The organism is Holophagaceae bacterium (genome assembly GCA_016720465.1).
Taxonomy (GTDB): domain Bacteria; phylum Acidobacteriota; class Holophagae; order Holophagales; family Holophagaceae; genus JANXPB01.
In genome coordinates this window covers 319900-332758 of record JADKKO010000002.1, presented here as the reverse complement: position 1 = coordinate 332758, position 12859 = coordinate 319900, and the positions used below count along the sequence as shown (strand labels likewise).

At 58.9% G+C, this 12859-nt stretch carries 12 protein-coding genes; all 12 read right to left on the bottom strand.

The features are described 5' to 3' along the window. Positions 1–7: 7 nt before the first annotated feature. The 12 genes from IPQ13_05750 to IPQ13_05695 all read right to left on the bottom strand — a co-directional run bounded on the left by IPQ13_05750 (position 8) and on the right by IPQ13_05695 (position 12291). Positions 8–1168 (bottom strand): glycosyltransferase, encoded by a 1161-nt coding sequence (locus IPQ13_05750; protein MBL0210403.1) that lies wholly within the window; start codon positions 1166–1168, stop codon positions 8–10. Position 1169: 1 nt separating this feature from the next. Then, positions 1170–2327 (bottom strand): glycosyltransferase, encoded by a 1158-nt coding sequence (locus tag IPQ13_05745; GenBank protein MBL0210402.1) that lies wholly within the window; start codon positions 2325–2327, stop codon positions 1170–1172. Beyond that, complete coding sequence (locus IPQ13_05740; protein MBL0210401.1) at positions 2324–3526, bottom strand: glycosyltransferase; 1203 nt, start codon at positions 3524–3526, stop codon at positions 2324–2326. Before IPQ13_05740 ends, IPQ13_05745 begins: the two co-directional genes overlap by 4 nt. Then, positions 3523–4620 (bottom strand): glycosyltransferase, encoded by a 1098-nt coding sequence (locus tag IPQ13_05735; protein MBL0210400.1) that lies wholly within the window; start codon positions 4618–4620, stop codon positions 3523–3525. Before IPQ13_05735 ends, IPQ13_05740 begins: the two co-directional genes overlap by 4 nt. Before the next feature lie 83 nt (positions 4621–4703). Then, on the bottom strand, positions 4704–5801 hold the full coding sequence (locus tag IPQ13_05730) for an EpsG family protein (GenBank protein MBL0210399.1): 1098 nt from the start codon (positions 5799–5801) through the stop codon (positions 4704–4706). 51 nt (positions 5802–5852) lie between these two features. Then, complete coding sequence (locus IPQ13_05725) at positions 5853–6644, bottom strand: glycosyltransferase family 2 protein (GenBank protein MBL0210398.1); 792 nt, start codon at positions 6642–6644, stop codon at positions 5853–5855. A 122-nt stretch (positions 6645–6766) separates the two neighbouring features. Continuing rightward, the gene (locus tag IPQ13_05720) at positions 6767–8974 is read right to left on the bottom strand and encodes a polysaccharide biosynthesis tyrosine autokinase (protein MBL0210397.1); all 2208 of its coding nucleotides are present in this window, start codon (positions 8972–8974) and stop codon (positions 6767–6769) included. A 66-nt stretch (positions 8975–9040) separates the two neighbouring features. Then, positions 9041–9394: a DUF5615 family PIN-like protein gene (locus IPQ13_05715; GenBank protein MBL0210396.1), complete on the bottom strand. Its 354-nt coding sequence runs from the start codon at positions 9392–9394 to the stop codon at positions 9041–9043. A gap of 70 nt (positions 9395–9464) precedes the next feature. Next, positions 9465–9698 (bottom strand): DUF433 domain-containing protein, encoded by a 234-nt coding sequence (locus IPQ13_05710; GenBank protein ID MBL0210395.1) that lies wholly within the window; start codon positions 9696–9698, stop codon positions 9465–9467. A 365-nt stretch (positions 9699–10063) separates the two neighbouring features. Further along, entirely contained in the window at positions 10064–10510 is a 447-nt protein-coding gene (locus tag IPQ13_05705; protein ID MBL0210394.1) for a GxxExxY protein, read from the bottom strand. A gap of 167 nt (positions 10511–10677) precedes the next feature. After that, a complete protein-coding gene (locus IPQ13_05700) occupies positions 10678–11151 on the bottom strand; it encodes a low molecular weight phosphotyrosine protein phosphatase (GenBank protein MBL0210393.1) in 474 nt (157 codons plus the stop codon). Between the two features lie 18 nt (positions 11152–11169). Then, positions 11170–12291 (bottom strand): polysaccharide biosynthesis/export family protein, encoded by a 1122-nt coding sequence (locus IPQ13_05695; protein MBL0210392.1) that lies wholly within the window; start codon positions 12289–12291, stop codon positions 11170–11172. Between the last annotated feature and the right edge of the window lie 568 nt (positions 12292–12859).

Here is a 12859-nt window from a genome sequence, read left to right as displayed (position 1 = left end):
AGAAGGGTTATTGATTTTCAAATAACCCGAGGAAACTATTCATTGTTTTTTCTAACGAGAAGGCTGAACCCCTTGCACGCGCCTTTTCTTTGAGACGTTCTAAAAGCGTCATGTCTTGCAGAATATCCTTCAATCCGATATACAGGTTTTCATTATCATTACCCGTAATCAAACCGCAGGAATCCTCACCAGTCAGCAGCAACTCCCTCATTCCCGCGCAATCGGTTGTGACAACTGGGAGTCCAAGAATGACGGCTTCGGTGGCAACCGTACTAAACCCCTCGGCCCGCGAGGAACAAACGAACAGGTCACACTGGTTTATGAAAGCATATGGATTCGCCTGGAACCCCAAAAGACAAACACTTTCCTCAAGGTGATGCTCTCGGATATAGGCCTCAAGCACGAGCCGTTGCGGCCCTTCGCCTAAAATCCAGAGTTCATGTGCCAACCCGTCGGCCAGCAACCGCCGATGGATATCTAGAAGTCTGTCAAAGCCTTTTTGTTCCGCCAGCCGACCGGCCGTTACCATTCGGAACAACTTGCTAGTGGATCGTGGCACTGGAACGAGTTCCCGCGCTTTTTGGCGAATATCGCCCACATCAACCGGATTGTAAAGAACTAGACTTTTTTCATGAACCTCGAAAAGTCGGTCCAGATTCTCTTTCACCACAGCGGAAACGCAGACGATTTTATCGAACCGGCAATATGCCTTCTTTTCTTCGTCCGGTTTTTTAAAAACAATGTCGGTCCAATGAAGGTTGAACAAGTCAATGTGAACCCAGGCTATTTTCAGTGAAGTGGGATTGCCTGACCCGCTGATGACCTTGGTGGCATACCCCTCGATCGCAGCGAACTCGATGTCAAATTTTCCGGTGACAAACAGGAAGTAGAACCACCGAGCTGGTAAAAAGTCGAAAATTAATAGTTTTAGCTTATTGCGTAGCTTTTTCCAAAAACGGACGAGTTCATTGTCCTCCGGTATGACAGCCTCAAAGAAATAGCGGTAGTGAATTGGTCGCATCAACTCCAGGCGATGGATATCGCAGGCAACCATGCTGTATAGGGTGATGTCATACTGCCGCGAATCTAAATGGTTGATCAGGGTGATGAGTACCTTTTCCGCTCCCCCTCCCTCCAGTCCGTTTGCCACGATCAACATTCGTTTCATGTCAAATAACTCCCTCCAGCAGGGCTTCAACTGCCGGCAGGGTTTGCTTAAGCCCGAATTCCTGGCCTCGGAGGATCGCTTGGCGGCGATAGTGGGCCAAGCGCTCTGGCTCGGTGAGTAGGGACTTCAAGCCATCGTACAAAGCATCTTCTGAATTTCCGGTGATGATGCCGAACCCCTCTTGGTCGCCCAACAATTCCCTCATTCCAGAACAATCAGTCGTGATCACCGGGATTCCCAGGATCAGGGCCTCGGTCACTGCCGTACTGAACCCTTCGGCCAGTGAGGAACAGACGAACAGATCGCACTGGCGCATGATGGCATACGGATTGGCTAAGAACCCCCAAAGTCGTACGCTTCCCTCGAGCTGGTGCTGCTGGAGATAGGCTTCCAGTTGTGGGCGCTGCGGACCTTCCCCCAGGATCCACAGCTCATGCGCAAGTCCGTCGTCCAATAGTCGCTTATGGATGTTTAACAGACGGTCATAGCCTTTCTGTTCCACGAGACGACCAGTGCTGACCAACCGCAACGTTGACCGGTCTTCTGCTACGGGCAATCCTTCTTCGGCCTTCTGTAAGATCTCCCGGGTATCCACGGGATTGTGTAGAACGCTGGTTCTTTCCACAATACCGAGCAGGGAAGCCAGACTGTCCTTGACCTGCCTGGAGACACAAACGATCTGGTCAAACCGACGATAGGATTGAGCCTCCCGTTGCAAGGTATGGAAAACGAGCTTCGTCCAGTGGTTGGCTTGCAAATCGGTATGCACCCAAGCAAGTTTCCTCGACCTCGGATTTATAGAAGCACTGATGATTTTCGTTGCCAAACCTTCGATAAACGCCACTTCAAACTCAAAGGCATCCTTAATCAACCAGCGATATGCCAACCTTCCGGGGAGTTTCTGAATGAGGTTGTATTTCACGCGGTAAACCAGTCGGCTCCAGAAGGAGCGATCACTGGCCGGGTTGTCTAGGAAGAACTGGTAGTGGGCATGTTTCTGGATGGAATCGATATGGATTCCAGTATTGACGACAGATAGGACGGTCACATCGAACTTCGTCTTATCCAGATGGGCCACAAGGACCGAGAGAACCTTCTCGGCCCCGCCGCCCGCAAGGCTTTCAATGAGGAACAGGACTTTCTTCCGGTTTCCGGTCATGGATCAGCCTTGATCAACCGTAGGATCTTTTCGACCTCCGACCGGTTGCAGTAATCACGGCTTGCCGCGGTGGCGGCCAGTCGTTCGCGAAGCGCAGGATCCTCGATCAGCTTGCGGATTCCACCAACCAGGCCGTCCATTTCCATCGGCGCGATCAGGCCATCTACGCCGTCCTGAACCTGGCTCCCGGCGGTAGGAAAGTTGGTAATGAGGACAGGTTTGCCGAGAATCTGGGCCTCCTGGACGGTGACGGCTTTCCCTTCATAGCGGGAAGGCTGTACGTATGTATCGCAAGCCTTCATGTAAGGGTAGGGATTAACTTTCTTTCCCAGGATGATGACCCGATCCTGCACACCAGCCTCCTGAATCCGGCGGCGGATCAGCTCCTCCTCTGGACCATAACCAATGATGTACCACTTCACGGAACGGCCCGATCCTCCCAAGCGCCGCACTGCCTCTGGTATTGCATCGAAATTTTTTGCATGGCTGAAGCGCCCAACAGAACAGAGATGGATGATCCCTGGCTCGAAGGGCATTTCCTTGCTGACATCCTCATCCGCTTGTTGGCGGATGAAATCGGGCGAGAGGATGTTCTCCATGACCTGGACCCGGTCCGCAAGGGTAGGAAAGACGCTGATAAAGGAATCCCTGACCCCTTCGGACACGGCCATGAGGGCATCCATGCTTTGCCACATGGACGCCTCGAAGGTCGTGTCCACGCCACATTCCAGGGAACCATAGTCGGTGTGGATCCAACCGGCGCGACAACTGGCTGAGATCTTCCGTGCAGCGATGTCGTGGGGCGCCAGGAAACTCAGCACCAGGTCGTAATGGCCAGGCACGGGCGGCAGGAAGGGAATGCAATAGCGGACGCTCCGGGGCAGAAGATAGCCCGGCCGCCGCAGCACCTCCGCCCGAAAAGCCGTTATGGCCTTAGCCGCCAGGCGGGCGAGTCCGATGCCGGGGAATCCCTGGGCCACGGCCTTCCGGATGGGCCGCTCCAATCTGGCATAAGCGGGTATCTCAGGCAGCAGATGCACCCCCGGGGGAAGGAGGCCCATGAACTCACCCTCGTGGGCCCAGAGGAAGAGGCTGACCTCATGGCCCTCCCGGATGAGGCTGTCGAGAAGACCGACCAAAGCCCGTTCCACCCCGCCGATCCGCATGGCCGTAGAGGTGACCAAAATCCGCCGGCTCATGCCTGCCACCCTTCTCGGTATTGCTGTGCCACCTCCGCGCTGCTGGTCTTGATATCGAACCCCTTGGATTGGAATGCCGTTGCCACCTGCTCACGGGTCGGTCGGAGCAGGCTGCTTCGTTCCAAAACACACCGGGCCCAAGAATCTGAAGAAGCTGTACTCACGCGGGCCACCAATCCTAGGCCCAGGTCCACCTCTGTGGGAATTCCCTCAGATACCATACACGGGCAGCCCACAGCCTGGGCTTCCAATGCGACGATCCCCAAGCCCTCGAAGGCCGAGGGCAGCAGGAAGACATCAAGCGCCGACAAGATCTCGGGCAGATCCCGACGTAGGCCCAGGAAGTGGACGCGATCCTGAAGCCCAAGTTCCAGCACTCGAGTTCTCACCTTCGCCCCATAGGGGGTGGAAGGGTCGCCGGCCAGGACCAGGTGGACCTCCTGCCCCTGTGACGACAGCCCCTGCATCAACTCAACCAGGAAAAGCTGGTTCTTGTTTTCGGAGAAACTGCCCGCGTGTCCCAGAACGAGGCTATCCGGGCCGCAGCCCCAGGCCTGGCGCAGAGCCTGCCTGGCCTCTGCGGAAACATCCAGGTAGCGATCAAGGGGTATGCCGTTGGGAATCACACACCAGGGGCGATCCGGCCCGAAAAGATGTCGGCAGGCCACCTCGGAACAACCCCACAGGTCGGTTGCAAAGGCGCGGATCAAGGCTTTCTGAAGGACCAAGGCCACCTGGTAACGGAGGCCCCGGCCCATTACCCGAGTGGTGTGGGAGTGGACGATGACCCGTGGCACTTCCGCCCAACGGGCCGCCAAAGCGATCAGCCCCCCCTGCCAATCCAGGTGGGAATGGACCACATCGTAGGGTCCGCCCTGCCGTAGGAGGCGGACGAGGGTCTGGACATAGCGCAATGGACCCAGGCGGCCCTGGCTCTGGATATGCAGGATCCTCGCTCCAGCCTGCAGGATCTCTTCATCGAAATACCCCTGCACGGGCCCATGGCAGTTCACGAGGAAATCCATGGCGATGTCCTGCCTCGGTGTGGCGCGGAACAGATGCATGAGCATGTTCTCGGTCCCACCGCAATCCATCACTCCTGTGATCTGCAGGACGCGGCAAGTCCCCTGTTGCGACACCGGCCGAACCTGATCGCTCATGGTGCCCATATCCCCTCTCAGGTCTTCAAGAACATGAGATAGGTGAACGCGTAGTAGGCCACCAGCAGCCCTGCCTGAATCCTTCCCCTGCGCCCAGCGGCTGGACCAACCAGGAGCGGATAGACCAGGACCCAGAACATCATGAACCAGGACAGGTAGGCGAAGCGGTTGGAGAAGCTGGCACGGATCACCAGCACCCAGAAGGCGTTGGCGGCGACGTACGCATTGAAGAGTTGGAGGTAGAAGCGGTCGGTGAACTTCCGTTTGAAAATATGGTAGGCGCCGAAAGCGACCGGCCACAGGCTGTAGGCCAGAAAATCCCAGCGGAAGCCGATTGAACTGAATTCGCTGGCATAGGACTGGTCCAGCAGATAGACGGAGAAGCGCTCATCCCCCACCAGGCCAGAGGAAGCGAAGAATTGTTCCCACCATCCACCTACGGTCAATGACAGGAGCACCGCCAGGAGATATCCCCCCAGGTAGCCCCGGGGGTCCCGGTAGAGGAAGGTCAGGAGAAAGGCCGCCACGGGCAGCAACACCGAGGTGTGGGTGCCCACGGCCAGGGCGAAGAACAGGGCCATGAGGAGTTTGCGGTCCGGGTAGGCCATGCCCAGCAGCACAAGAGACGTGGCCAGACCGTTGCGGATGCCATTGGTGCCATAGGCCCAGAATGAGTAGGAGGCAATCGCCATGAGAAGGGCCAGGTAGGCCTTCGCCCTATGGACCCGATGCAGGGCTCTGGTGATGAGCCCCACGTAGAGGGCCGCGCAGAGCAGGAACCAAGTCTCCGCGGACATGATCGACGCCGAGACGTGCATGAAGGCCGCGAAAGCCCATTCACTGTTCGCGTAGACCTTCAGGGCCGTCCCTGTGGATTGGAGATCCCGGAAGCTTATGGCGTAAGCACCCATATCCCCGAAATAGAACCCACTGACTGGACGCAGGCCCAAGTACAGGGTCATGGCCAAGGCCAAGCCCCACGTGAGCACTCCACCTGCCGCCCGGGACGCGACCTTTTCCTGGGCACCCAGATACCAGAGGACAGTCACCAGTACCAAGGCCAGCATCGCGTGATAGAAAACGGGGGTGTAGAGATGCAGAGGGATCGGGATCACTCGGCCCCCTCATGGGTCACAGGAATGGAAACAGCGTCCTTGTCGGGGGCATCAAGCATATTTGCGCCTCCGCAGCGCGTTATACAGCAAACCTGGCAGGAGGCCCACCAGGAGCGGACGCAGGGCCCCGGCCCTGGAGCGCAAGGCCAGGCGCAAGTCCCGACACGCCCGCCAGGCGATCCGCGCCTCGTCCATGCGGCGCCGATAATCGCGCCGTCGCGTGGTTTGGCGGTCTTCCCGCACGTCATACAGGATCTGGTCCAGGTTGTGGCCGCGGTATCCCGCGGCGTAGAGCCTCACCCAGAGGTCATAGTCCTCCACGCGCCCCACGTCAGTGCGGTAGCCGCCCAACTGTTCCAGGATCTGGCGGCGCATCATGCTCGGCGCGTGAGCGAAGGGGGAACCCCAGGCCAGATCCTGGGGCCGGGGCTCCTCGGATTGGGGCCGGATATGGCCCCAGATGCCCGTCTCGTCGAAGCAGGCCATGGCGCCGCTCACCACCGCACATCCTGGATTCGCATCCAGATAGGCCACCTGGCTGGCGAGGCGGTCGGGCCGTGAGCGGTCATCCCCATCCATGCGGGCCACGTACTCCCCTTGGGCCTGCCGGAGCGCCAGGTTGAGGGCGGCGGCCAGACCCCGGTTGCGCGAGTTGCGGATCAGTTTGAACCTGGGGTCCGCCTCAATGAAAGGCTGGGCGATGTCCGGTGTCCGGTCGGTGGAGCCATCATCGCAAAGGATCATTTCCCAGTCGGTGAAGGTCTGTGCCTGGATGGACGCCAGGGCCTCGGCAAGGGTCGCCTCGCATTGGTAAAGGCCCGTGAGGATGGAGACCCTAGGCATGCTGGGCTTCAGGCCGAAGGCCGCGGAATTCGGGTTGACGAAGCCCAAACCCAGCTACGCTCACCGGACACCCCAGCATGGAGGCCCATGAAATCGGGGTGCGGACCAGTTGCCATTTAGCGTCATTTTTTATAACCGTAATGGTACGCGTACCGGTAATACCGGTATCCCACATTCAACACCGGCACATCGTTGAAGATGCAGCCCTTGGGCTTGATGCCGGCGGTCTCGAAGCGCTTGATGGAAGCCTGGATCTCGTCCAGGGTGTGGGCTTTGGCTTTGGCGATGAGCAGGGTGGTGCCGGCCTGGCGGCCGATGATCACGGCATCGGTGACCGCCAGCACCGGCGGCGCGTCGATGATCACGATGTCGTAGACCTGGGAGACTTCCAGGATGAAATCCGCGAAGCGGGTGGACATCAGCAGTTCCGAGGGGTTGGGGGGGAGCGTGCCGCTGGTGATGATCTCCAGGCCCGGCATGCCGGTGGCGCGCACCGCCTGCAGCCAGGGCTTCTGGCCCGCCAGGATTTCCGACAGGCCGCCGGCGCGGTGGGTGATGCCGAAGTACTGGTGCAGGTTGCCCCGGCGCATGTCGCCATCCACCAGCAGCACCCGGCTGGCGGCCCCGGTCTGGGCCAGCAGGGCCGAGAAATTGCTGCTCACGAAGGATTTGCCGATGGCAGGCGCGGGCCCTGAAATCATGACCACGCGGTTGCGGGCATCACTCATGGTGAAGCTCAAAGCGGTGCGCAGGCTGCGCAGGCTCTCCACCGCCAGGTCCTCGGGGTGATGCAGGGCCAGGATGTGGTCGCCGGCAGCGTGGGCCTTCATGCGGCGGAATTCTTCCGCCTGCAATTCGCTGTGGGGGATGGTCACCACCACGGGCAGGCCCAGGCGGCTTTCGATGAGGCGGGGATCCTCCACCGCCCGGTGCAGGGCCCGGCGCAGCAGGGTCAGGCCGATGCCCGCGGACAGGCCTAAAATCCAGGCCAGGCCCATGGCCTTGGCCTTGTCGGGCTTGATGGGGCCCAGGCTGGGCAGGGCGCGGTCCACGATGCGGGCGTTGCCGATCTCGCCGGCCCGGGCCACCTGGAGTTGCTGGGAATTGTTGAGCATGGCGGTGTACAGCTCCGTATTCACCTGCACATCCCGGGTCAGGCTCACGATCTCCTGCTGGGTCTTGGGCAGGCCCTTGATCTTGACGTTGACGTTGCCCATCTCCTTCTGCAGCTTGGCGATCTGCTGGTTCAGGGTGGACACCACGTCGGCGCCTTCCTTGTAGGTGCGCAGCAGTTCATCTTTTTTCTGCTTGAGGGCCAGGATCTGGCCTTCCAGGTTCACGCTTTGGGTGAGGACCAATTGGGCTTCCTGGGGCAGATCCACGGAGCCCGATTGGATGCGGAACTGGTTCAGGCGGTTCTCCGCCGCATCGAGCTTGGCCCGCTGCATGGGGAGCTGCTCCTGCATGAAGGCCAGGGTCTGGGAGGCTTCCTCGGCCTTGCGCTCGATGTTCTGGCGCACGTACTGGCTCACGATCTCGTTCAGGATCTCGGCGCCCCGTCCGGAATTCCGGTGCTCGAAACTGAGGCCCAGGATGTTGGTCTGGCGGCCCTTTTCCTCGACTTTCAGCCCCCCGCGGAGGCCGCCGATGGCCGCCAGCACGGGCAGGCGGGTCAGGTTGAAGCGCTGGCCCGGGGCTCCGGTGAGACGGCGCACCTGGAGCACCAGGGGCTGGCCGTCATAGGCGGCCTTGGTGTCCTCGCCCACCTTGCCGGTGGCCAGGACCTTGTGGCCGGGCCCTTCCCAACGGAAGGCGCCCTTGTCCAAGGCGATGATCTCGAACCCTACGCCCCGCATGTAGTTGGGGATCTCGAAGCGTTCGACGGCCAGCTCGGGGGCATCCTTGCGCCCCCGCACCAGGGCATCGCCGATGATCCGGCCGTAGACCGGCGCGGCCTGGATATCCAGGGACAGGGATTCCACGGTGCGCCCCAGCACCAGGTTGCTCTTGATGATCTCGATTTCGGCCGAGGCCCTGGCGGCCTGGTCCAGCAGGCTGTTCAGGGCCTGCATCACCGGGCTGCTGGCGCTGTTCTGCTTGTCCTCGATCTGCAGCATGGCCTCCACCCGGTAGACGGGGCTCTTGCGCCAGCCGTAGTAGAGGCCCATCACCAGCGCCAGCGCCGTGGTGGCCAGGATGATGTAGCGGCCTTCCCACAGATTGGCGAGCATGTCCCCCAGGGAGATCTCGCTTTCATGCTCGGGGGTGTCGGGACGGCTGGGACCCTGGGGGTAGATGTCGCCGGGGGTGATGTCGGGAAGGAGGGTCATGGGTGCCAATCAGGTATGTGCAGTGAGGGCCGAGGTAAGAATGGGGAGGGATGAAGTGCCTCGGGTTTATTCTCGTATGCGGATTCGGTGTTCGTCGATGATCCAGAGCCGCCCACTCAGCGGTTCTTGCAACAACAAGGGGATTGCCGCCGCAATTGTATGAAGTACATGGGCTTTATCTTGCTGTGTCAAGCGAAGGACGATGATTCCTGGATAGTCCCGAGGTGGGTATGCCTGGATATTTGAAAAATCGAGGTCCAAGGTAAGCAGGGCCCTCTCCTCCACGCAGCAGACTTTCGCCAGATCGGGGTCCGGTGCGCCACCCAAGGCTTGGTCAAGGACGGTCATCACGTCATGCCCAGCAGCCAGCAGCATTTGAGCCACTTCCACAGGCAAGTTTTCGTCGACCTTGAATTTCATGCGGCCCGTCCAGTGTGGCGCACCTTCGGAGCTTCGCCTCGCACGCTGGCACCGCGCTCTTGCTTTGTGCTCATGCTGTTTCTGGGAACGGATAGATGCGCTCTCGCGCGATTTCCGCTGAATATGCCAAAGCCGCACGAATGTCCTCGGCCTTGAGACTGGGGTAGCTGGCCGTGATTTCCGCCACATCCAGCCCTGCGGCCAGATTATCCAGCACAACGGCCACCGGGATGCGGGTACCGCGGATGCAAGCCTGTCCGTGGCAAACGTTGGGATCTACGGAAATGTGATCATGCCAATTCATCATGGAAGTGGTCCTTGCTGTGTGGCTCGGTAATTATGAGGCGGTTAGGACCGAGCATCTGTCACAAAATACGTGGAAGACCGCAGAAAGTCCTGTCATGCCCCAAGCAGTCTCCCGGGGATGGCCGTAAAAAACGATAAAAAATAAAAAATTATTAGCCACAAAGGGGCACAAAGTTCACAAAGTTCACAAAGTTCACAAAGTTCACAAAGTTCACAAAGTTCACAAAGTTTACAAAGTTCACAAAGAAAAGCTAAAAAATATAATTTGTTTGTTTTTGTTTTTGTGTTTGTTTTTCTTTGTGTTCTTTGTGCCCCTTTGTGGCTAAATTGTTTTTATTTTATTTTTTATATTATTTTTACCCATTAATTATTTTGTGGCCTTTCGATACTTTGAGGTGAATTGCTGGTTCGGATGAATTTGCGGACTTCGAATTTCTGCGAACCGAAATTGATCAGCATTCCGTGTTCGAACCTCGCGGCCTTGAGGTAGCCCAGGATCTGCGCGTCGTGTTCTGGGGCTAGGTTCTTCACGGCTTTCAACTCGAGCAACAGAACCTCTTCGATCAGCAAATCGGCGTAATAATCCCCGATCGGAGTGCCGTCTTCATCGAACACCCGGATAGGGTGCTGTTGCTCAGCCCGCAATCCGAGTTTCTGCAACCGATGGAGCAGGGCATTCTCATACACCTTCTCCAGATGGCCGCAACCCAGGTAGGTGTGGATGTCATAAGCCGTCTGCCGCACCAGGTCGCACAATGGCTTGATATCCACATCGGCCTCAGAGAAAGGAAGAATAAACCACAAAAACATAAAAAAACAATTTAGCCACAAAGGGGCACAAAGTTCACAAAGAAAAGCTTAAAAAATGTATGTTTTGTTTTTCTTTGTGTTCTTTGTGCCCCTTTGTGGCCAATATTTTATTATTTTGTATTTATTTGTATTTATTTGTTTTTTTATCTTTTTTTATAGTTATTTGTTTATTTTGTGTTCTTTGGGGCGAGTCGGCTGAGCCAGGGCTGGATGGCGCGCTGGATGCGGTCGTGGGCCAGGCGGTGGGCTTCGGCGCCTCCGCGGATGGGGTCGGGGATTTCCTGGTGGCCCGGGGAGAGCCAGTGGCCCAGCAGGAAGACGCGGCCCCTTGCGCTGGGCGCCAGGCGTTCGCAGGCCACTTTTTGCGCCTGGTCCATGACCAGGATCAGGTCGGCGCCGAGGGCCAGGTCCGCGGTCAACTGGCGCCCGAGGTGGGCGGTGATCTCGGAGAGATGGATGCCGTCCCTGGCCATGAGGGCCTTGGCCTCCCGGTGGGCGGGCTGCCCGACGAGGGCATCCAATCCAGCGGAGCTGACCCGGATGCCGGGCCCCAGGGCCTGGCGCAGCATGGCTTCGGCCATGGGGCTGCGGCAGTGGTTGCCTTCGCAAATGACCAGGATGTGGCGGATGTCAGGCAGCATGAAGGGCTTTGCGGGTTCCTACTTGAAGGTCTTGACGTCGGCCGCGACCCCGATGAGCGAGGTCGAGGGCAGGAGCAAGGTCAGGACTTTGTTCCACCGCACCAGGGTGCCGGCGTCCACGTAGATCACGTCCTTGGGCTGCAGCGCGAAGCGGTCCGCCATGACCATGGCCACGGGGCTGTAGGCATCCAGATGGAAGACATCCACGGTGTTTTCCGCCTTGCCGCGGCGCAGGACGTAGACGGACCGGGGGTCGGCGCTGGCCTGGTTGATGCCGCCGGCTTCGGACAGGGCCTGGGCCAGGGTCAGGCGGCCATTGTGGGTGGGAACGGAACTCGGATTGCGGACCTCGCCCATGATATAGACCGAGGATTCATCCCGGTTGTGCACCAGCAGGGAGTCGCCGTCCTTGAGCAGGATCTGGTCGATGCGGTTGCCCCTGGACAGGAGATCCTGGAAGTTCAGGTTCCAGGTGCGTTCGCCGCGGGAAAGCACCAGCCGGCTCTGGTCCGCGGATGGCAGGAACCCGCCGGCGCGATTGATGGCTTCGGAAAGGGTAAAGGGGATATCCGTGACGTTATAGGTGGCGGGATTGCGGACTTCTCCGCCCACATAGACTTTCTGGGAGCGGAAGCCCACGACCTTGACATCCACCTGGGGCCGCTGGAGCACCCGGTTGAGCTTCTCCGTCAGGACATCCCGCACCTGGGTGACCGTGAGGCCGCTGACCTTGATGCGGCCGACGTAGGGGAAGTAGAAATAACCTTCCTCGTCCACCAGCATGCCCGTGGCCGCATCAGTGCGGTACTGGCCCAGGGGCAGCGTGATTTCCGGGTGGTCCCATACCGTGACGAGCAGGATGTCCTGGGGCCCCACCTTGTAGGGCTCGACCTTGGACGCCAGCAGATCGATGCCGGAGACCACCGGGGACGGGGTGCCGTAGGCCACCACCGTCTGGGCGTTGAGGGGCCTCAGGGTGACGAGCTGCCCGTTCATTCGCACGGTGGAATTCTTGTCCAGGCCCGAGGTGCTCATCTTCATGCCGGGCGCGCGGCAGGCGGCCAGCAGGAGGACCGCCGACAGGGCGCCCAGGAGGGCCGGGAATCGGGAGGCGCGGGGCTTGGACTCATGCGGATTCATCGGGACACCTTTGAAAAGACAGTGGGATGCGGAAGCGGGAGACCAGGATTCGGCGGATATGGAGGACAGGAGAACTATATCGGGAATCCCCGCGGGCCGCGTAGCAGGGTCGGGAATATGTGATCAATGCCTGCCAGGAATGGCCACAAGGGGCGGTAAAAGATAAAAAAATCATCTAGCCACAAAGGGGCGCAAAGAACACAAAGAAAAACAAACATGATTTTCTTGATTGCCAAGCAAATTCAGCTATCCATTTTTCACGATTAAAAGCTTTTCCACAGATTCCACCGATTACACAGATTCCCATGTGTCTTCGGGCCAGAAGGAGCAACCTACTGCTCCGCATGGGCCAACCGGTTTTCAGGGCGGCGGCGCTTCCGCACCAAAGGCGCGAGGCCGCCGCCGCCCTGAAAACCCGCACGACGAAGTCGCGCGGCCCCGGCCGAGCCGGGGCGGCCCATGCTACCGGCCAGGAGCGATCTTCTTTTCTCCACTGTTCGCAGTCATCAATCTGTGGAATCTGTGGATTCATGGTTTTTATTGTGTATGGGTATCAAGCGATTTCAGG